Genomic DNA, 21,039 nt, shown 5'->3' on the forward strand with positions numbered 1-21,039 from the left:
GGCTCAATACAGGGGTCAATGAACTTCTGCGTCGTGCGTAGCCAGCCAGGCCAGCAGCTCAGGGGCCGGTAACGGTCGGCTGTAGAAATAGCCTTGTACCTTATCGCACAGGTGATTGCGGACCACGTCCAGCTGAGACTGCGTTTCGATGCCCTCGGCCACCGTGGTCATCCCCAGGCTGCGGGCGACCTTGACGGTGGCTTCGATCAGCACGCGATGGTGGGCGCTGGTATCGGCCTGGCAGACGAACGAGCGATCGATCTTGACCGTGTCCACCGGCAGCAGGTGCAAACTTGACAGCGATGAATAACCGGTACCGAAGTCGTCGAGCGCCAGCTGGATGCCCAGAGTTTTCAGGTCGTGAAGGCGCTGCTGGATATCCTGGTCCTGGGCGGCCAGGCTTTCGGTCACTTCCAGCTGCAGGCAGCCCGGCGGCATGCCGGTGTCGCGCAGGATCCGGCGTACGCCGTCGATCCAGCCCGGTTGCGCCAGCTGTGCGCGTGACAGGTTCACGGCCATCAGGCCGGGGGCACGGTCGCCCAGGCGCGCGCGCCAGTCGAGAAAATCGCGACAGGCGCGTTCGAGGACGAAGTCGCCCAGCATGCCGATCAGGCCGCATTCCTCGGCCACTTCAATGAAGTCGATCGGCGGCACGATGCCGCGCACCGGATGGCGCCAGCGTACCAGCGCCTCGACTCCGGCGGCGTAATCGACACCGCCGCACGGCAGCAGGCGCACGACCGGCTGGTACACGACGAACAGCTGTTCTTCGACCAGGGCCTGACGCAGTTCGGCTTCGATGCCGGCGCGGCGCGCAGCGCGTTCGCGCATGCTTGGCGCGAATACCACGTGGCGGTTGCCGCCGGCCCGCTTGGCCTCGACCATCGCGATGCCGGCGTCGCGCAGCACGTCGTCCGGCTCGCGCAGTGCGATCTCCGGGTCGTCCTGGCTCCAGGCCAGGCCCACGCTGGCGCCGCAGACGATGTCGTGGCCATCCACCAGATACGGGTGGGCCAGTGCGTCGAGCAGGCGCAGCGCGATGCGCTCGGCGTCGGCGCGTCCGCGCAGGCCGTCGAGCAGGACGACGAATTCGTCTCCACCCGTGCGGGCTGCCAGCTGGCCGGCCTGCGTGCCTGGTTCAATACGGCCCAGCGCCGGGCGCAGCGCGCCGCGCAGGCGGTCGGCCATGTGCATCAGCAGATGGTCGCCGACGGCCTGGCCCAGGCTGTCGTTGAGCTGGCGGAAGCGGTCGCAGTTCAGGGTCAGCACCGCGAAGCCGACGTCGGACACCGGCTGCGCCAGCAGGTGCTGCAGCGCGTCGCGCACCGCTTCGCGGTTGGGCATGCGGGTCAGGTTGTCGGTGCGCGCGGCGTTGCGCAGGCGGCGCGACAGCACCTCTTGTTCGCGCTGCACTTCGAACGTGGCGTCGGCCACGGTCGCCATCAGGCGTTCGGGGTCGAGCTTCATCAGGTTGAGTGCCAGTACCTGCAGGCTGCCGCTGGCGGCGTGCGGCACGCCCACCGGCAGGCGCAGGCCTTCGCAGATCATGCCGGACGGTTCGAGAAATGCCTCGACCATCGACGCCAGGTGCGGTGCCACGGGCGCGAGCACGTCGAACAGGTTGTCCAGGCCCTGCGCGGTGGCCAGCGGCATCAGGAGCCGCGACGCCATCGGGTTGAGCATGTCGACCGTGCCGTCGAGCGAGGTCTGGGCCAGGCCGATCGGCGCCCGGTACAGGAACTGCACCAGCGCTTCGTAGGCATCGACCGCCTCATGCTGCACTTTAGGCTCCATCGAGCGCCTCCTGGGGAGTAGCAACGGCGGCTTCGGGTTGCCAGGCCAGGGCGCGGTTGCGGCCTGCGCGCTTGGCGGTGTACAGGGCCTGGTCGGCTTGCTTGATGAGCAGGTCGACGCCGCCATGGCCGTCGAGGGCGACTGCCACGCCAGCGCTGATCGTGCACACGATTGCCTGGCCGTCGAAGCTCTTGGCGTCCAGCGCGACGCGCGCACACAGGCGTTCGGCCAGATCCAGCGCATGTGCCAGGTCGGTCGACGGCAGCAGCACGGCGAATTCCTCGCCGCCGATGCGCGCCACGACGTCGACTTCGCGGAAGAAGTCGAGCAGGATCGCCGCCAGGTGCTGCAGCACGGCATCGCCGCCCGGATGTCCGAAGCGGTCGTTGATGGCCTTGAAGTGGTCGGCGTCGAGGATGATCATCGCCGTCGGCCGCGGCGCGGCGCGGCTGCGTTCGAACTCCTGGCTGGCGGCGTCGAACAGCGCGCGGCGGTTGGCCAGGCCAGTGAGGTGGTCGCTGAATGCTTCGCGCCGGCGCCGCTCGGCGATGTCGCGCTTGTCGGTCACGTCGCGCAGGATCAGGCAGTAGGCCGGGCCTTCTTCGCAGGGCAGGCCAGGGGCGCCATCGGCGGCGTCGCGATCGGCTTCCGGCAGCGGTGCGATCATCACGCTGCCCCAGAATGCGCTGCCGTCGGCACGCAGCAGGCGGCTTTCGTCCAGCGCCCAGCCATCGGCATCGGCTTCGCGCAGGCGGTCCAGTGCGCGCTCGGGCGTGATCGCATCGTCCGGATAGAACATCGTGTAGCTCTGGCCCTCGGTGTCCGGGCCGAAGCCGGTTACGCGGCCGATGCTCGGGTTCCATTCGCACAGGCGGCCCTGGGAGTCCAGGCTGGCCAATGCGTAATCGGTGATACCGGTCAGGACCGCATTGAGCCAGGCGTCGTTCTGCCGCTGGCGGCATTCGCGCCGTACCTGCTCGGTGATGTCGTCGATGACGGCCATGATTCGGCTGGCATCGAGCCGGAGCAGCGTGATCGACAGGATCTGCGGCATGCGCTTGCTGCAGCCGCTGCCGGCATGCAGGTGCACGTGCATGCCGTCGCAGATCTTGCCGCTCTGGACCGTGCTTTGCTGGCACAGATTGCGCAGGTCGGGTGCGATGTCCTCGAGCGCGACGAACAGGTTATCGAGCCCGCCATTGCGCGAGTGCGGCATCAGCAGTTGGGCCGCGATCGGGTTGATCATGGCGATCTCACCGTCGGCGTCGAGCTGGACCAGCCCAACCGGCGCGAGATACAGGAACTGGATCAGCGCCTCGTATTCCGCGCTGAGTTGGGCGAGGTCGTCAGTCATTTTGGCTGCCGCTTGACCAGGACGTAGCGCGTCGCGCTGCCCGGGGTGGACAGCAGGCGCAGCGCGACTTTGACGGGACGCATGCGCAGCGTCAGCACGTAGTCGATGGTTTCGTCGAGGGCACTGTTCTGTTCCAGCGCGTCATCGAAACGCTGCGCCACCATGAAGTTGTTCATGCACGGTGCAACGTTCGTAAACAGCGGGTGGCCCAGGACGCGCTGAGGCGACAGGCCTGCGGCTTGCGACTCGAACGCGTTGTAGCGGTTGACCTCGGTGTTCGCGTCGAAACCGATGACGCCGAAATCGAGCTGGTCCAGTTCTTCGGAAGAACACGCGTCGAGTCGGCTGGCCATCTCGGGAAAGTCAAAGGCAAAGGTCATGAATTGGATGCCGACGCGCGGCCATTGGATATTGGTCATTGATGTTGCCATGTGCAATAAACCCGTGTCAATTGCCCGATTGCAATAATTCACTATTTAATTGCGAGAATGGGTGTTTCACCACAGTCGCCGGCAAATTGACAGCCTTGTGTTTCAACGTCACCATGCCTTCCTCTTCATGTTCTCACATTTCATGACACACAAACCGGATGATGCAGCCTGCTGGTGGCGGGACGGGACCAGCCTGCGGCGCGTGGTCGCCGACCTGCTGGGCGCCGAACTGGCGGCGCTGCGGCCCGGCAGGCAGACGCTGGCGCAGCCCTGGCCGGCGTCGCTCGATCTGCGCGGCGATCTGGGCGCCGATTCCCTCGAGCTGATGGGACTGGCGTCGGCGCTGGAAACACAATTGCACCTGCAGGGGGCGGCCGACGCGCCATTGCTGGTGCAAACGCGCCTGGCAGACTGGCTGGACGCGGCGCGCGCCGGCCTGGATGCGAACGGAAGCGCGCTGACGTTTCGCACCTCGGGCAGCAGCGGCGCGCCCAAGCCATGCACGCATCCGCTGGCCTGGTTGTGGCAAGAGGTCGAGGCGCTCGCCCAATTGCTGCGCGGCCGCCGGCGTATCGTCAGCCTGGTGGCGGCGCACCATATCTATGGCTTCCTGTTTACTGTCCTGCTGCCGCGCCGCCTCGGTATCGACGTGTGCGACCTGCGCGGCCATGCGCCGGCGGCGCTGGCGGCCCAGTTGAGGGCGGGCGATCTCGTCATCGGGCATCCCGATCTGTGGCGTGCGTTCGGCCAGGCTGCCGGGCCGCTGGCGCCGGACGTGGTCGGTGTGACGTCGACGGCGCCGTGCCCGCCCGAGGTGGCCCGGGCGGCGCTCGGCACGGGGTTGGCGCGGCTGGTGCAGGTGTATGGCAGCTCGGAGACCGCCGGCGTCGGCTGGCGCGACGAACCGGAGGGCGGCTATCTGCTGTTCCCGTACTGGTCGCGCACTGGCCAGGGCGATGGCCTGACGCGCCAGTGTCCGGACGGGTCGGGCCAGCCAGCCATTTTGCAGGACCGGTTGGCGTGGCGCGACGACGGGCGTTTTCAGCCGGACGGGCGCATCGACCAGGCGGTGCAGGTCGGCGGCGTCAATGTGTTCCCGGGTTATGTTGCCGATGTGCTGCGGCTGCATCCGGCCGTGCTGGAGGCGAGCGTACGCCGCATGCGGCCTGATGAAGGGGAGCGGCTCAAGGCCTTCGTGGTGGTGCGTGACGGCGTCACGCTTGACGCCGGTTTGCAGACCAGTTTGCATGCCTGGCTGAGCGAGCGCCTGACGGCGCCCGAATGCCCGGGGGCCTATTCGTTCGGACCGCGCCTGCCGCGTGGGGCGAGCGGCAAGCTGGCCGACTGGATCATCGACAGCAACGTCTAGCGGCGTGCGCGGGCCTACAGCGCGACGAAGCTTTCGAAGCCGCCAAAGAACATGCGCTTGACGTCGAACGGTACGCCGCCCGGTTGCATCATGGCGGCCAGGCGCGGATCGTTCATGACCTTTTCGTTGACCGCGTCGCGGTGGGCGCGCGATTCATAGACGGCCCAGGCGAGGATCACCGTTTCGCCTTCTTCGAGTTGTACACTTCGCGGGAACGACGTGTGTTCGCCGGACGGGACATCGTCCGCGATCCATTCACGGTATTCGAGCGCGCCATGCTCGCGCCAGACGGCGCCGGCCAGCTGCGCCTGGGCGCGATATGCTTCGATGCTGGAGGTGGGAAGCGGAAGGACAAAACCATCGACATATGCCATGTGGATCTCCCTGGACAGTTGGATGCGCGGAGCGCGTCTGTGACCCACCAGTACACGGTCCACGATGTTCCCGCCAGTGGTGGCGGGAACATCAGGCTACCACACGCTGTTGTCGGGGGGCGGTGCTTGCGGGGGTTGTTGCGGGGGCAGTGGTGGCGGCTGCGGTGCTTGCGGTGCCGGCTGCGGTGATGGCTGCGGCGGCTGCACCGGCGGCGACGGGGGCGCGACATTGGGCAGGGCCTCGAGCGGCGACGGTCCCTCGAGCGGCGCGTCGTCGAGCGGCTGCTGGAACTCGTCCACGGGCGCAGCCGGCGGCGCGACTGCGATGTCGATGGTGCGGGTCTCGGCCGCATCGGCGTATTCGGGATAGATCCAGTCGCGGCCAGCGTTGACCAGGTCCTCCGGCGGCGTGCGCTCCTGCGGTGGAACCTTGGCCAGCGCAACGCGCATGTAGTCGATCCAGATCGGCATCGCCAGCGTCGAGCCGAATTCGCGGCCGCCCAGCGAGCGCGGTTCGTCGTAGCCCATCCACGATACCGCCACCACCTTGCCCGCGTAGCCGGCGAACCAGCCGTCAATGGCATCGTTCGTGGTGCCGGTCTTGCCGGCCAGGTCGGTGCGGCCGAGCTGCTTGGCCGAGCCGGCGGCAGTGCCGAAGCGGGCCACATCGCGCAGCATGCTGTCGACGACGAAGGCATTCCTCGCCGTGATGACGCGGTTGGCTTCCTGCGGACCCTGCGACGGCGGCACATCGGCAATCACGCTGCCATTGCCGTCGACGATGCGCTGGATCAGGTAGGGCTTGACGCGGTAGCCGCCGTTGGCAAACACCGAGTACGCGCCGGCCAGCTGCAGCGGCGTGACGGCGCCCGTGCCCAGCGCCATCGTGTAGTTGCGCGGATGGCGCGCCAGGTCGAAGCCGAAGTGCTCGAGATACTGGTGCGCGAAATCGACCGACACCGCGCGCAGCACGCGCACCGTTGGCACGTTCTTCGACTTGACGAGTGCCTGGCGCAGCGTGACTTCGCCGTCGAACACACCGTCGTCGTTCTGCGGCCGCCACGGATTGTCTTCGCTGGCGCCGGGCAGTTCGATCGGCGCATCGAGAATGCGGGTGGTGGGTGAGTAGCCTTTTTCAAGAGCGGCCGAATACACGAACGGCTTGATGCTCGATCCCGGCTGGCGCCACGCCTGCGTCACGTGGTTGAACTTCTGCAGGTTGTAGTCGAAGCCGCCAACCAGCGCGTGGTAGGCGCCGGTGTCGGCGTCGATCGCGACGAACGCCGCCTCGACCTGCGGCACCTGCACGATCGACCAGTCGCCGGCTTTGTCCTTGCTGACGCGGATGACGGCGCCCGGCGTGATCCGCAGCGACTCGCGCGCCGTCGGCTGGAGGCCCGGGCTGGCGAACTTCAGGCCCGCACCCTTGACGACGATGTCTTCGCCGGACAGCAGCGTCACCCGCACCTGGCTCGGGCTGGCCGCCAGCACGACACCGGCCAGCAAGCCGTCGCTGGAGCGGCGCGCCTGCAGCGCATCGGCAATGGCTTCGTCGCGCTGCTCGGGGTCCTGCGGCAGCTCGACGCGCGCCTCGGGGCCGCGGTAGCCATGGCGGCCATCGTAGGCCAGCACGTTGCGGCGCACCGATTCATACGCGGCCTTTTGCTCGGCCGCGCGAATCGTCGTCGTGACCACGATGCCGCGCGTGTAGGCTTCTTCGCCGAACTGTTCGTAGACCGCCTGGCGCGCCAGCTCCGCGACATACTGGGCCGGCGTGTCGAATTTCTGGCCGGCGTCGCGCTTGACGCGCAGCGGTTCGGCCAGCGCGGTGGTGTACTGCGCCTGGGTGATCGTTCCCAGTTCGAGCAGGCGCTTGAGGATGGCGTGCTGGCGCGCCGCGGCGCGTTTCGGGTTCGACACGGGATTGGTACGCGCCGGATTCTGCGGCAGGCCGGCCAGCATCGCCGTCTCGGCCAGCGACAGCTGATCGAGCGTCTTGCCGAAGTAGCTGCGCGCAGCGCTCGAAAAACCGTACGAGCGCTGGCCCAGGTAGATCTGGTTCATGTACAGCTCGAGGATCTGGTCCTTGGTCAGCGAGCCTTCGATCTTGTAGGCGAGGGCGACTTCGGTCAGTTTGCGCGAGAGGGTCTTTTCGTTGGTGAGGAAGAAGTTGCGCGCGACCTGCATCGTGATGGTCGACGCGCCCTGGCGGAAGCCGCCGCGCAGGTTGGCACGTGCCGCGCCCATCGCGCGGATGAAGTCGATGCCGCCGTGTTCATAGAAGCGCGTGTCCTCGATCGCGAGCACGGCGCTTTTCATCATCGTGGGGATTTTCGCGATCGGGACAAAGTCGCGGTGCTCGACGCCGAACTGGCCGATCAGTACATTGTCTTGCGTGTAGATGCGCAGCGGGATCTTGGGACGGTAGTCGGTGACGGCGTCGATCGGCGGCACCTTGGCGCTGATCGCGCTCCACACGCCTATGGCAAGGCCGGCCGCGATCAGCACCAGCGCGGCGAAAAAGATCAGCACGTACGCGTACGCGCGCTTCATGCCCAGCAGGGTTTTTCCGGACTGTTGGTTGGTCGCTTTCAATGCCGAACTCTCACTTTAAAACTTGCTTCGGACCACGTGACGGGCCAGGATCGGGCGATTATAGTCCGCTTTCAGCGCGCGCTTTCTTTCCGTACGTGCATGTGCGATATTCCTGCTTTCGGTTCGTCCGCAGCGGCGAGCTACGCCCGCAACCAAGGACACCATGCCGCCCGATTCAAGCTTCAAACCCTATATTCCCGCTCATGCCCAACTGGCCGAAATGACGCCGCGCGCCCTGATCATGGGCGTCATCCTCGGCATGATCTTCGGCGCGTCGTCGCTCTATCTGGTGCTCAAGGTCGGGCTGACCGTCAGCGCGTCGATCCCGGTGGCGGTCATCGCCATCACGCTGTTCGGCGTGGCCAGGCAGCTCGGCGCGCGCGAATCGACGATCCTGGAAAACAGCATTGCGCAGACGGCCGGTTCGGCCGGCGAGTCGCTGGCCTTCGGCCTGGGCGTGACCATGCCGGCGATCCTGATCCTGGGCTTCGACCTGGAAATCTCGCGCGTGCTGCTGGTGGGCGTGCTCGGCGGCCTGCTGGGCATCCTGATGATGATCCCGCTGCGCCGCACGCTGATCGTCGATCAGCACCGCGAACTGAAATACCCGGAAGGCACGGCCTGCGCCGAAGTGCTCAAGGCTGCCGCCACCGATGTCTCGCGCGACGCCGCAGGTGAAGTGCGCATCGCCGGCAGCGACGCAGTCCGCATCGCCAAGCGTCGCGCGCTGTTGATCTTCGGCGGCTTTGGCATCGGCATCCTGTACAAGACGCTCAGCGTGTCGTTCAAGGGCTGGCGCGATACGGTCAACTTCGAGTTCGGCGCGCCACTCAAGACGGGCAGCATCGGCGCCGAGATCTCGCCCGAGCTGGTGGGCGTGGGCTACATCATCGGGCCACGCATCGCCTTCACGATGGCGGCCGGTGGTGTGCTGGCGTCGCTGATGCTGGTCCCGATGATCAAGTTCTTCGGCGAGCTGGCCAGCACGCCGCTCTCGCCCGGCACGATTCCGATCCGCGACATGACGGGCGACGATATCCGCAGCGCCTACATCCTCTACATCGGCGCCGGCGCCGTCGCCACGGGCGGCCTGATCTCGCTGGCGCGCTCGCTGCCGACGATCTGGAACGGCTTGCGTGGCGGCCTGGCGGGCATGAAGAACGGCAGCAGCGCCGATGCGTCGCTGCGCACCGACCGCGACATCCCGATGAAGTGGGTCGTCATTGGGTGCCTGGCGATCGTCGCCGTCATTTCGCTGGCCGCGCCGCTGCACATGAACGTGCTCGGTGCGGTGCTGATCCTGGTATTCGGTTTTCTGTTCGCGACCGTGTCGTCGCGGCTCGTGGGCGAGATCGGGTCGTCGTCCAATCCGATTTCGGGGATGGCCGTGGCGACGCTGCTGTTTACCTGCCTGATCTTCTTGCTGATGGGCTGGACGGGCGGCCAGTACTACGTGACGGCGCTGTCGGTCGGCGCGATCGTCTGCATCGCCGCCAGCAATGCCGGCACGACGTCGCAGGATCTGAAGACCGGCTACCTGGTTGGCTCCACGCCGCGCATGCAGCAGTACGCGATCCTGTGCGGCGCGTTTGCATCGGCGCTGATCCTGGGGCCGGTGCTGCTCAAGCTGAATGACGCGGGCACCGTGTACGTGCCGGCAGCGCAGGTGGCGCCTGGCCTGACGGTCGATGCATCCCGGCTGACCGACACTGGCACGCTGCATGGACCGCAAGCCGACACGGACAAGAACACCTATAAAGTCTGGCACAAGACCGACACGGTCGGCGGCCCGGCCGGCAAGTACTTCGTCGACAATGCAGGCAAGGCCGTGTACCTGGTCGATCCGGGCATCAACGGTCACCACAAGACGCGGACCGACGGCACCGAAGTGAAGAAATACGATGCGCCAAAAGCGGTGCTGATGTCGTACATCATCAAGGGCATCCTGGACCGCGAGCTGCCGTGGACGCTCGTGCTGTTTGGCGTGATGATCGCGATCGTGCTGGAAATGGCGGGGATCGCATCGCTGGCGTTTTCAGTAGGCGTCTACCTGCCGCTGGTGGCGACGCTGCCGATCGCGATTGGCGGCACGGTGCGCTGGCTGGCAGACCGCCGCAACAACAAGCTGCCGCAGAATGTGGGCCTGAACGAAGAAGAACGCCAGGCTGCAAACGACCGCAGCTCGGGCGTGCTGCTGGCATCCGGCTACATCGCCGGCGGCGCGCTGGCAGGAATCATCATCGCGATCACGGCGGGCGTCCTGACGGACTTCGACGCCGCCGCGGCGCGCTGGGCCGAAGCGTACAACCCGTTCTTCGCAGGCGACAGCGCCAACGTGCTGAGCATGCTGCCATATGCGGTGATCGTGGGCCTGCTGTTCTGGGTGGCGCGTGAAAAGCCGGTGAAGTAGGGCGGACCGGGACGCGCAGTCGCCAAGGCAACAGCTGGGGTCAGGTCTGACATTCGGACACGACCTCAGCCTTAGTCGCTTCCAACAGCTGGGGTCAAACAGCTGGGGTCAGGTCTGACATTCGGACACGACCTCAGCCTTAGACACTGCCAAAGTCGCGTTGCCAGTATTAGCACGGCAATGGGCCAGCTAGTTCCGACTCCTCGACTGTCGAGCTCGTGTCCAAATGTCAGACCTGACCCTGGCTTTTGGTTGAGGTCGTGTCCGAATGTCAGACCTGACCCCGGCTTTTTGATCCCGGCTTTTGCCAAGTTCTTCAAACAATGTGAGGTGGTTGAAACAAAAACGGCGGCCCGCAGGCCGCCGTTTTTGTTCGTGCGTAGCGCTGTTACTTCACGCCGTGCATCAGCTTCTGGATCACCGGTGCCAGCAGCACCAGCAGGATGCCGCCGCCCAGCAGGGACAGCAGGCCGAAGTTGTAGCCGTCGAGCGCCGATGCCACCGTCATGCCGGTTTCACCCGAGACGTGCGAGGCGAAGATGCCAGACAGGTTGTTGCCGATACCGGTTGACAGGAACCAGCCGCCCATGCCCAGGCCGACGAGGCGGGTAGGGGCCAGCTTGGTGACCATCGACAGGCCGATTGGCGACAGGCACAGCTCACCGACCGACTGGATCACGTAGACGGCGAACAGTGTCCAGAACGGGATCTTGCCGTTACCGTCGATCAGCTGCGACAGGGCGTAGACCAGCAGGCCGAACGCGATGCCGTTGAAGATCAGGCCCAGGCCGAATTTGCGCGGGATCGATGGGTTGGCGTTGCGCTTGCCCAGCCAGACCCAGACGGCAGCGATGATCGGTGCGAAGACGATGATGGCCACCGAGTTCACCGACTGGAACCAGGCGACAGGGAAGGTCCAGCCGTTCAGGTCGCGGTCGACGATGTTATCGGCCAGGAACGTGAACGAGCTGCCGGCCTGCTCGAAGAAGCACCAGAACAGGACGTTGAAGAAGAAGATGATCATCATCGCCCAGGTCTTGTCGCGCGCGACTTTGCCTTCGCGGATACCTTCGATGATCAGCATCGCGGCCAGGCCGATGAACAATACGGTCAGCAGGATCTGCAGGTTGGCGGCGCCTGCTTGCAGCAGCATGTAGACGATCGGGATCACGATCAGCGAACCGACGATGACGACGGCCAGGCGCTTTGGGCTGGCCAGTTCGCCGACCGGTGCGCCGATGCCCTGGAGCGTCTTGCGGCCGATGAAGAACCAGACCAGCGAGATCAGCATGCCGATGCCCGAGGCCAGGAACACGATCTTGTAGGCTGGCATGGCGGCGGTGCCGAACACTTTTTCAGCCAGCAGCTGGGTCAGGATCGGTGCAAAGAATGCGCCGACGTTGATGCCCATGTAGAAGATGGTGAAGCCGGAATCGCGACGGGTGTCGTTCAGCGCGTACAGCTGGCCAACCATGGCCGAGATATTCGGCTTGAACATGCCGTTACCGACAATGATCGTGGCCAGACCCAGCTTGAACACGTCCTGGTTCGGAATCGAAATCATGAACAGGCCGGCCGCCATGAAGATGGCGCCGACCAGGATCGAGCGTTGATAACCGATGACGCGGTCGGCCACATAGCCGCCGAAGACGGCGCCGGCATACACCAGCGCGAGGTAGGAACCGTAGGTGAGGTTGGCACTGGCCTGGCCAGCTGCGTCGCCGGCATAGAACTGGCCGACGATGTAGAGGACGAGTGCCCAACGAATGCCATAAAAAGCGAAGCGCTCCCAGAATTCCGTCATGAACAGCATCCACAGCGGTGCTGGATGGCCCATGATCTGCTTGAACTCTGGAAGAGGTCCCCGAGCTGGGGTAGTAGCTGCACCGCTCATGCGGTTCCTCCCGAAAATGTAATGACAAGGTAATTGTTATATGGCGCTATTCGACGGGCGAACGTTCCAATAGGCACGCATTCTAGTGCATATCCTGCATCATACGAAGCTTTTTTGCCGGTGCGCCAACGGGTCCCGAACATGGTGCACTGCACCCTGTTTTGGGGCGCGCATGCGCCATCGGATTGGCGTATATTGCTGTACAGGACGGTCAGATTATTGGCAGTCCGCATCACAGAATCGAACGAGGACATCAGACCATGACGCAAGCAGCAAGTGAATTACCCGTAGTAGATACCGAGTTGTCCCCCGAAAGCCGGCAGGTCGTCGACACGCTGATTTCGCCGGAAGGCCAGCTCGAAGTGCTGTCCAAATCCGAAGTCAGCAAGCTGCTCGACACCGGCCGCACCGGCCTGTACGACGTGTTTCGTAAATGTGCGCTTGCAGTACTCAATAGCGGCAGCGACATCGACGACGGCAAGGAACTGCTCGAGCGGTACGCGAGCTTCGACATCAGCATCCTTCAGCGCGAGCGCGGCATCAAGCTCGATATCCGCGGCGCGCCGGCCAGCGCGTTCGTCGATGGCAAAATGATCCGCGGGATTCACGAGCACCTGTTCGCCGTACTGCGCGACATCGTGTTCGTCAATTTCGACGTCACCGACAACCCGAAGTTCGACCTGACCCGCACTGACGGCATCACCGATGCCGTATTCCACATCCTGCGCAACGCCAATGTGCTGCAGGCGCAGCGCAATCCGAACCTGGTCGTGTGCTGGGGCGGCCACTCGATCTCGCGCATCGAGTACAACTACACGAAGAAGGTCGGCTACGCGCTCGGCCTGCGCGAACTCGATATCTGCACCGGCTGCGGCCCGGGCGCGATGAAGGGGCCGATGAAAGGTGCCACGATTGGCCATTCGAAGCAGCGCCTGTCGGGCGGTCGTTATCTGGGCATTTCGGAGCCGGGCATCATCGCGGCCGAGTCCCCGAACCCGATCGTCAACGACCTGGTGATCATGCCGGACATCGAAAAGCGCCTGGAAGCCTTCGTGCGCACGGGCCACGGTATCGTGGTGTTCCCGGGCGGTGCGGGCACGGCCGAAGAAATCCTGTACATCCTCGGTATCTTGCTGCATCCCGATAACGCCGAGATCCCGTTCCCGCTGATCTTCACCGGCCCGGCATCGTCGCGCGACTACTTCACGCAGATCGACGCCTTCCTGGCGCTGACGCTGGGCGAGGCGGCGCAGAAGCGCTACCAGATCATCATCGACGATCCGGATGCGGTAGCCGTCGCAATGGTCAAGGGCATCAGCGAAGTGCGGGCCTTCCGCAAGGCGCACAGCGACGCCTACTATTACAACTGGCGCCTGAAGATCGACCACGAATTCCAGAAGCCGTTCCGCCCGACGCACGAGAACATGCGCAACCTCGACCTGCACCGGGGCATCCCGACACACCTGCTGGCGGCCAATCTGCGCCGGGCATTTTCGGGCGTGGTGGCCGGGAATGTGAAGGAAGAGGGGATCCGCGCGATCGAGCAATTTGGCAAGTACGAGATCCGTGGCGAAGCCGCGATCATGGGGCCGATGGATGCGCTGCTGGCGTCGTTCGTCGAACAAAGCCGCATGAAGTTGCCGGGCAAGGCTTATACGCCTTGCTACACGATCGTGCAGTAAGCAAAAAAAAGGCCGCCCGAAGGCGGCCTTTTTCATTCAAGCGTCAACGCCCGGTTACTCAGTCTTCCTTGCGCAAGTGCGGGAACAGCAGCACGTCGCGGATGTTCGGCGAATCGGTAATCAGCATCATCAGGCGATCGATGCCGATGCCGCAACCACCTGCCGGCGGCATGCCGTATTCCAGCGCGCGGATGTAGTCGGCGTCATAGAACATCGCCTCTTCATCGCCTGCATCCTTGGCCTCGACCTGCGCCAGGAAGCGCGCTGCCTGGTCTTCCGGATCGTTCAGCTCCGAGAAGCCGTTGGCGATCTCGCGGCCGACCATGAACAGCTCGAAGCGTTCGGTCACGCCGGCGCGGGTGTCCGATGCGCGCGCCAGTGGCGAGACTTCAGCCGGGTAGTCGACGATGAAGGTCGGCTCCCACAGCTGCGCTTCGGCGGTTTCTTCGAACAGCGCCAGTTGCAGCGCGCCCAGGCCGGCGGTGGCGAATGGCTTGACGCCGAACTTCTTCAGTTCGGTCTTGATGAACTCGGCGTCGTTCAGCTGCTCCGGCGTGTAGCCCGGCGCGTACTTGTCGATCGCCTCGATGATGGTCAGGCGCTGGAACGGCTTGGACAGGTCCAGCTCACGGCCACCGTACGACAGCACGGCGCTGCCATGCGCGTCGACCGCGGCCTGGCGGATCACCTGTTCGGTGAAGTTCATGATCCACTTGTAGTCGGTGTACGCCGCATAGAATTCCATCATCGTGAATTCAGGGTTGTGGCGGACCGAGACGCCTTCGTTGCGGAAGTTGCGGTTCACTTCGAACACGCGGTCGAACCCGCCGACCACCAGGCGCTTGAGGTACAGCTCCGGTGCGATGCGCAGGTACATTTCCATGTCCAGCGCATTGTGGTGCGTGACGAAGGGCTTGGCCGCGGCGCCGCCCGGGATCGGGTGCAGCATCGGCGTTTCGACTTCCATGAAGCCGTTGTCTTCCATGAAGCGGCGCATCGACGACATCGCGGCGGTGCGCGCCTTGAACGTGCGACGCGTGTCTTCGTTCATGATCAGGTCGACGTAACGCTGGCGGTACTTCGTTTCCTGGTCGGCCAGGCCGTGGAACTTGTCCGGCAGCGGACGGATCGCCTTGGTGATCAGGCGCAGCTGGCTGACCTTGACCGTGAGTTCGTCGACCTTGGTCTTGAACAGCGTGCCTTCGACGCCCAGAATGTCGCCCAAATCATAACTGCGCAGTTCGTCCATCGCGGCTTCGCCGGCGCTGTCGAGCGTGATGTAGATCTGGATGCGGCCGCTGGCCGACGGACCCGAGCTGTCCTGCAGCGTCGCGAACGCCGCTTTCTTGCCCGCTTCGCGGCGCAGCATCATGCGGCCTGCCAGCACCACTGGAATCGGCTCGGCTTCGAGTTCTTCGCGCGTTTTTTCGCCATACGCCTGGACCAGGTCGGCCGCCTTGTGCTGAGGGACGAAGTCGTTCGGGAACGCGACGCCTTTCTCGCGGATCGCCGCCAGCTTGACGCGGCGCTCGGCCATGATCTTGTTTTCGTCGGCGCCTGGCAAAGGTGCCTGTTCTTGGTTCTCGGTGGTCATAGTGGTGGTGGTTGATATTGGTTGAGCATGCCGCCGGTACGGCGCGCAGTAATTAAGACAGCGACAGCAGCGCTTCAACGTCCAGCTGCGTGAAGTCGTTGACGATCGCAATGACGTTGTCGAATTCGGCAAACGCCTCGGCGGGCAGCGTGGTGGTCAGCACCACGGCGCGCATGCCCGCGCGGCGCGCCGCTTCCACGCCCAGCGGCGCATCTTCGAACACGATGCAGTGCGCCGGCAGTACGCTGCAGCGGTCGGCGGCCTTGAGGAACACGTCAGGGTGCGGTTTGCCGCGGGGGACATCCACGGTACCGACGACGACGGCATCGAACTTGCGCTGCAGGTCCATCTCGTCGAGGATGAAACGGGCGCTGCCTGGCGACGCCGACGTGGCCACCGCCAGGGCCCAGCCCTGTTCGCGTGCGCGGTCGATGAAGGCGTCGAAGCCGTCGATCGTGCGGCGGTGCGGGCCATACAGCTCGCGGTACAGCACTTCCTTTTCGTGGTTCAGCGTGGCCAGCGCATCGTCGTCCAGCTCTGCGCCCAGATAGTGGCGCAGGATTTCCTTGCCCTGACGGCCGGCCGTGTCGCGAAAGAACGCATCGGGCTCGATGGTTTGGCCCCGCCGCGCAAAGAACGTGATCCACGCACGGGTGTGGAAGTCCATGTTGTCGACGATGGTGCCATCCATGTCGAAGATCAGTGCGCGGGCGGGTGTCGTCATGCGATGAAAGCCTTTATACGTTTTGCTTCAGGGACGCCGAGATGAAATCATCGAGGTCGCCGTCCAGCACGTTCTTCGTGTTGCCGGTCTCGAAGCCGGTACGCAAATCCTTGATGCGCGACTGGTCCAGCACGTACGAGCGAATTTGATGGCCCCAGCCGACGTCGGTCTTGGAGTCTTCGAGCTTCTGCTGCTCGCTCATGCGGTTGCGCAGTTCGAGCTCGTACAGCTTGGCGCGCAGCATGTCCCAGGCTTCGGCCTTGTTGCGGTGCTGCGAGCGGTCGTTCTGGCACTGGACCACGATGCCCGACGGGCCGTGCGTCAGGCGCACTGCGGAGTCGGTCTTGTTGATGTGCTGACCACCGGCGCCGGACGCGCGGTAGGTATCGATGCGCACGTCGGCCGGATTGATTTCGATCTCGATCGAATCGTCGACTTCGGGATACACGAACAGCGACGTAAACGACGTGTGGCGGCCATTGGCCGAGTCGAACGGCGACTTGCGCACGAGGCGGTGCACGCCCGTTTCGGTGCGCAAGTGGCCATACGCGTATTCGCCGTCGACCTTGATGGTGGCGGTCTTGATGCCCGCGACTTCACCGTCGGACTGCTCGAGGATCTCGGCCTTGAAGCCCTTGCGTTCGCAGTAGCGCAGGTATTGACGCAGCAGCATCGAGGCCCAGTCCTGCGCCTCGGTGCCGCCGGCGCCGGCCTGGATGTCGATGAAGCAGCTGGCGTGGTCCATCGGATTGGAGAACATCCGGCGGAATTCCATGGCTTCGATGATCTTCTGGATCGCCTCGACGTCGCCCGCGACGGCTTCCATCGTGTCTTCGTCGCCTTCTTCGCGCGCCATCTGGAACAGGTCCAGGGCGTCAGCGAGATCGGCCTTGGCTTTTTCGAGTGTCAGCACGACGCCCTCGAGCGCCTTCTTTTCTTTGCCCATTTCCTGGGCACGCTTCTGGTCATTCCAGATCGCCGGGTCTTCCAGCTCCTGGTTGACCTGTTCTAGTTTCTCTGACTTCTTATCGAAGTCAAAGATACCTCCGAAGTTCGGCCTCACGACCCGTCAGGTCGTTCAGCAGGGCGGAAATGGCGTTGATGCGTTCGGCTTCCATGATATCGGCAGTCTCAATGTGGGTTGAATCGAACCGGGGATTATACCCGACGCGTAGCCCCAATGTAGCGCTATGGCTTGCCCGGCGGCGGGGCAAGGGGTACCATCGCGCGGTCTCGTTACCCGGATTACCCATGAACCGCTCCCTGCGTTATCAGATCGGCACCGCGCTCGTCACCACCTTCGTTCCATTGCTGTTCAATGCTCCTGCCTATGCGGCCAAAGCGCCCGCCGGCGCCACCGCTGTCCTGGCCGTGCTGGAAACGTCCGACCTGCACGCCAACGTCGTCGGCTACGACTATTACAAGCTGGCTGCCGAGCCCTCGATCGGCGTCGATCGCACCGCCACGCTGATCAAGGCCGCGCGCAAGGAATTCACCAACACGCTGTTGCTCGACAACGGCGACACGATCCAGGGCACGGCGTTCGCCGACTACCAGGCACTGGTCAAACCGCCCGCTTGCAACGAGGTGCTGGGCATCTACAAGATCATGAATGCGCTGGGCTATGAAGGCGGCACGGTTGGCAACCACGAATTCAACTACGGACTGCCGTTCCTGAACCGGATCACGGGCAGCCAGTTCCAGGTCAAGGGCGTCGACAAGGGCCCGCGCTGCGCCGGTCCGGCGTTCCCGATCGTGCTGGCCAACGTGAACAGCCTGCAAACAAAAGCGCCGCTGTTTGCGCCATACCGGATCATCGACAAGAAGATCACGGCGCGCGGCCCCGATGGCAAGCCGGTCGAGACGCTGGTAAAGGTCGGCATCATCGGCTTCACGCCGCCCGATATCATGGCGTGGGACAAGCGCTGGCTGGAAGGCCGCGTGGTCACCGCCGGCGTGCGCGAAACGGCGGAAAAATACATCCCCGAGATGCGCAAGAAAGGCGCGCAGCTGATCGTGGCGCTGTCGCACGGCGGTCTGGATGACGCTCCGTATTCACCAGCCATGGAAAACGCCAACTGGCACCTGGCCAAAGTGCCGGGCGTTGACGTCATGCTGATGGGGCACGCGCACCAGCTGTTCCCGAATGCCGACAGCACGGTCCCGCAATTCAACCTGCCGGGCGTGGACAAGGTGCGCGGGCTGGTGCACGGCGTGCCGACCGTGATGCCGAGCCAGTGGGGCAAGCACCTGGGCGTGGTCCAGCTGCACCTGACCTATGACGGCAAGACCTGGGCGGTCGACAAGGACAAGACCGTCGTGCAGGCGCGCGCCACGCAGACGGGGCCCAAGACCTTCGTCGAACCGGATGCTGACGTTGCCGCCCTGGTGCGCGCCGAGCACGAAGCGACAATCGCCTACGTGAAAACGCCCGTGGGCCGCTCGGCGTTTCGCATGACGAGTTATTTCGCTGACGTGGGCGACCCGTCGGCGCTTGAAGTCGTCAACCGCGCGCAGGCCGAGTACGTGAGCAACTACGTCAAGACCAACCTGCCGCAGTACGCCGGCGTGCCGGTGCTGTCGGTGTCGGCGCCGTTCAAGGCGGGGTTTCCGAGCGTGACGGATTACACCGACGTGCCGGCCGGCGACCTGGCGCTGAACAACGCGGCCGACCTGTACCTGTTCCCGAACTCGCTGTATGCGGTGAAGGTCGATGGCGCAGGTCTGAAGGCGTGGCTGGAGACGGCGGCGCAGCGTTTCAACACGATCGACCCGGCGGTAGCCGCGCCGCAGGAGCTGGTCAACACGCGCTTCCCGAGTTTTAACTTCGACACGATCACGTCAAAGGATGTCAGCTACGAGATCGACGTGACCAGGAAGCCGGGCGAGCGCATTGTGAACCTGACGTATATGGGTAAACCGGTGGCGCCGGCGCAGGCGTTCCTGGTTGCGACCAACAACTACCGCGCCAGTGGCGGTGGCGGCTTCCTGGGACTCGATGGCAGCAATGTCGTCATCGCGTCGCCCGACAATAACCGCGACATCCTGATCGCGCACATCCGCGCAGCGAAAGAACTGACGCGCGCGTCGCATGGCGCGGCGCGCAGCTGGCGGTTTGCACGGGTCGAGACGAAGGGACAGGTGGTATTCCATTCGGCGCCAGGCCTGGAAGGACTGGCACGCGAAGCGGGGCTGGGCAATGTCAGCCAGGTGAAGGCCGACGATGGCAGCGGCAAGGGGACGGCGTCGTACGCGGTTGATCTGTCGAAGTAAGCCGTTTTGCCTTCATAAATGCCGGCCCGAGGGCCGGCATTTCTTTCAGTGCACCGGCTTTTTCTCGTCCTGCACCAGCACGAACGGACTCACGACCGATGCCCACAGCGTCGCATCCGTCGCCAGCCAGGCTTGCGCCTGCTCGTCGCTGACCTTGGCCACCTGGCCATCACCCATCCAGCGCGTGATGCTGTCACGGTCGTCGTGCGCGATGCGCAGTGCGACATCGATCAGGTCCAGCGTGCTTGACACCCACACCACGCTGCCGCTGGCAAAGTGGCGCTGCAGCTCGCTCCAGGCGACGCGGCCGGTCTCGCGGTTGATCTTGTCGTGCAGTTCGGTGTCGTTCTCGGGTTTGGTCTTCATGTGCATGGTGATCTGGTCAAAGAATCTCGACCGCAGGTTGCGGCGAACCCGTCCATGTTAACCGATAGGTGTGCGCCTTGCGCACGTTGCCCACCAGCGCCGGGCGGAAGCATGCCAGGCACGTGCCGCCGGCCTGGCGCACGCTGGGGAAGATCACGCCGAGCGAACCGGCGGCCAGCAACTCGTTGGCCAGAGCCTGCGAGGCCACGTAGCTGGCCGGGTCGAGGCAATCGTCGAAAGCGGCGATGCCGCGCAGGTCGTGGAAGGTCGCGCTGAAGTCAGCCAGCAGGCACTGGTAGCTGACGCTGTCATCGAAACGGTTGATTTCGGCGTATTCGACGGTCTTGTGAAAGATGACTTCGGCCAGCGACGTGGCCGCATCGAACCCGCAGTACCAGGCGCCACGTTCGCCGTCGTTGAAACGGCTGCCTTCCGGGCGCGCATAGGTGAACGCGGCGTTGATGATGCGAAAGTTCGGCACGCCGAACACCAGTTCGTCCATGCCGATGCCAGGGGCCTGGCCGGATTCGGCGCGCAGGCGTTCATTGGTGGCGTTATCCAGGTCGAACAGGTCGCGCAGCGCGTCGGCGCTGTCGGCCAGGGGTGCGAGCACCGAGTCTTCGACATCGGCGAAGCGCGACGGGATCAGGCGGCAGGTATCGAGCTGGCGCAGCAGCGTCAGCCTTGGCGTGACGTGCGAGCTCACAGGCCGCCGCGCCTGGCGTCGAGCAGCTTGCGCACGGTTTGCATCGCCAGCAGGCCGCCGGCCTGCATGAAGGCGAGCGGCGTGCGGCCGGCAAAAATCGGGTTGGTGTTGGGCAGGCGCACCCATTCGTCGGCGAGCTTGTCGCCATACAGGATGTGCAGGCTTTTGTAGATGCCGAGCAGGTACGAGATGCGTGTGATGCGGTCGACTTCGAGCACCCGGTCGGGGTTTTTCTTCCAGTCGTAGAACGACGACGAAGACAGGCCGCCGAGCAGCTCGCGCGCGTCGTCGTCACGCAGGCCCCAGGCGGCGGCAAGCCGGAAAAAGCCCGTCAGGGCCGAACGCGACAAACGCTCGCGCTCGGCCTTGGATGTCAGGTCGACCAGCGTCGCCGGCTCGAAACGGCTCTTGGGGTAGGCATAGGCAAGGCTCATGATTCCTCCGGTTTTGGAGTATTTATACTCCAATTCGGG

The 21,039-nt window shown here is 64.5% G+C and carries 16 protein-coding genes; 4 read left to right on the top strand and 12 right to left on the bottom strand.

All coding sequences use genetic code 11. The features are described 5' to 3' along the window. Positions 1–15 precede the first annotated feature (15 nt). Genes AC56LW_RS19185 through AC56LW_RS19195 form a run of 3 tightly spaced genes read right to left on the bottom strand, consistent with a single transcriptional unit; the run spans position 16 to position 3,567 of the window. Positions 16–1,794, bottom strand: a complete 1,779-nt coding sequence (locus AC56LW_RS19185; protein ID WP_499636830.1) for a putative bifunctional diguanylate cyclase/phosphodiesterase — start codon at positions 1,792–1,794, stop codon at positions 16–18. Then, a complete protein-coding gene (locus AC56LW_RS19190; protein ID WP_499636832.1) occupies positions 1,784–3,148 on the bottom strand; it encodes a sensor domain-containing diguanylate cyclase in 1,365 nt (454 codons plus the stop codon). The genes AC56LW_RS19185 and AC56LW_RS19190 overlap by 11 nt, the downstream gene beginning before the upstream one ends. Beyond that, on the bottom strand, positions 3,145–3,567 hold the full coding sequence (locus AC56LW_RS19195) for a phosphonate transporter (RefSeq protein WP_332532877.1): 423 nt from the start codon (positions 3,565–3,567) through the stop codon (positions 3,145–3,147). Before AC56LW_RS19195 ends, AC56LW_RS19190 begins: the two co-directional genes overlap by 4 nt. Before the next feature lie 154 nt (positions 3,568–3,721). Between AC56LW_RS19195 and AC56LW_RS19200 the strand changes: the two genes are divergently transcribed. Continuing rightward, positions 3,722–4,948: an AMP-binding protein gene (locus tag AC56LW_RS19200; RefSeq protein WP_499636834.1), complete on the top strand. Its 1,227-nt coding sequence runs from the start codon at positions 3,722–3,724 to the stop codon at positions 4,946–4,948. A gap of 14 nt (positions 4,949–4,962) precedes the next feature. Here AC56LW_RS19200 and AC56LW_RS19205 read toward each other — a convergent pair whose 3' ends face one another. Both AC56LW_RS19205 and AC56LW_RS19210 read right to left on the bottom strand, forming a co-directional pair. After that, positions 4,963–5,322, bottom strand: a complete 360-nt coding sequence (locus AC56LW_RS19205; RefSeq protein WP_332532875.1) for a DUF1428 domain-containing protein — start codon at positions 5,320–5,322, stop codon at positions 4,963–4,965. A 96-nt stretch (positions 5,323–5,418) separates the two neighbouring features. Then, positions 5,419–7,875, bottom strand: a complete 2,457-nt coding sequence (locus AC56LW_RS19210) for a penicillin-binding protein 1A (RefSeq protein ID WP_499637114.1) — start codon at positions 7,873–7,875, stop codon at positions 5,419–5,421. Positions 7,876–8,080: 205 nt separating this feature from the next. Between AC56LW_RS19210 and AC56LW_RS19215 the strand changes: the two genes are divergently transcribed. Next, positions 8,081–10,327: an OPT family oligopeptide transporter gene (locus AC56LW_RS19215; RefSeq protein ID WP_499636836.1), complete on the top strand. Its 2,247-nt coding sequence runs from the start codon at positions 8,081–8,083 to the stop codon at positions 10,325–10,327. Positions 10,328–10,715: 388 nt separating this feature from the next. Here AC56LW_RS19215 and AC56LW_RS19220 read toward each other — a convergent pair whose 3' ends face one another. Beyond that, positions 10,716–12,164, bottom strand: a complete 1,449-nt coding sequence (locus AC56LW_RS19220; protein WP_499502031.1) for a peptide MFS transporter — start codon at positions 12,162–12,164, stop codon at positions 10,716–10,718. Between the two features lie 317 nt (positions 12,165–12,481). Between AC56LW_RS19220 and ppnN the strand changes: the two genes are divergently transcribed. Continuing rightward, on the top strand, positions 12,482–13,903 hold the full coding sequence (gene ppnN / locus AC56LW_RS19225) for a nucleotide 5'-monophosphate nucleosidase PpnN (RefSeq protein ID WP_332533625.1): 1,422 nt from the start codon (positions 12,482–12,484) through the stop codon (positions 13,901–13,903). Positions 13,904–13,961: 58 nt separating this feature from the next. Here the strand turns inward: ppnN and lysS are convergent, their stop codons facing one another. The 3 genes from lysS to prfB all read right to left on the bottom strand — a co-directional run bounded on the left by lysS (position 13,962) and on the right by prfB (position 17,339). Continuing rightward, positions 13,962–15,497, bottom strand: coding sequence for a lysine--tRNA ligase (gene lysS / locus AC56LW_RS19230; protein ID WP_332533626.1), 1,536 nt, complete (start codon positions 15,495–15,497; stop codon positions 13,962–13,964). A 52-nt stretch (positions 15,498–15,549) separates the two neighbouring features. Continuing rightward, a complete protein-coding gene (locus tag AC56LW_RS19235; protein ID WP_499636839.1) occupies positions 15,550–16,221 on the bottom strand; it encodes an HAD family hydrolase in 672 nt (223 codons plus the stop codon). A gap of 13 nt (positions 16,222–16,234) precedes the next feature. Next, positions 16,235–17,339, bottom strand: a protein-coding gene (prfB, locus tag AC56LW_RS19240; RefSeq protein ID WP_258837984.1) for a peptide chain release factor 2 whose coding sequence is annotated in 2 segments (ribosomal slippage) — positions 16,235–17,257 and positions 17,259–17,339 — 1,104 coding nt in all. Because the reading frame shifts where the segments join, the coding sequence is not laid out codon by codon here. A 133-nt stretch (positions 17,340–17,472) separates the two neighbouring features. On the opposite strand from prfB, the gene AC56LW_RS19245 reads away from it, so the two are divergent. Then, a complete protein-coding gene (locus AC56LW_RS19245) occupies positions 17,473–19,494 on the top strand; it encodes a bifunctional 2',3'-cyclic-nucleotide 2'-phosphodiesterase/3'-nucleotidase (protein WP_499636841.1) in 2,022 nt (673 codons plus the stop codon). Between the two features lie 45 nt (positions 19,495–19,539). Here the strand turns inward: AC56LW_RS19245 and AC56LW_RS19250 are convergent, their stop codons facing one another. Genes AC56LW_RS19250 through AC56LW_RS19260 form a run of 3 tightly spaced genes read right to left on the bottom strand, consistent with a single transcriptional unit; the run spans position 19,540 to position 21,000 of the window. After that, positions 19,540–19,860 (bottom strand): DUF2288 domain-containing protein, encoded by a 321-nt coding sequence (locus AC56LW_RS19250; RefSeq protein WP_332533648.1) that lies wholly within the window; start codon positions 19,858–19,860, stop codon positions 19,540–19,542. Between the two features lie 16 nt (positions 19,861–19,876). After that, the gene (locus AC56LW_RS19255) at positions 19,877–20,566 is read right to left on the bottom strand and encodes an RES family NAD+ phosphorylase (RefSeq protein ID WP_499636843.1); all 690 of its coding nucleotides are present in this window, start codon (positions 20,564–20,566) and stop codon (positions 19,877–19,879) included. After that, positions 20,563–21,000, bottom strand: a complete 438-nt coding sequence (locus AC56LW_RS19260) for an MbcA/ParS/Xre antitoxin family protein (protein ID WP_499453514.1) — start codon at positions 20,998–21,000, stop codon at positions 20,563–20,565. Before AC56LW_RS19260 ends, AC56LW_RS19255 begins: the two co-directional genes overlap by 4 nt. Positions 21,001–21,039 lie beyond the last annotated feature (39 nt).

The organism is Telluria sp. LT2P80 (genome assembly GCF_059685955.1).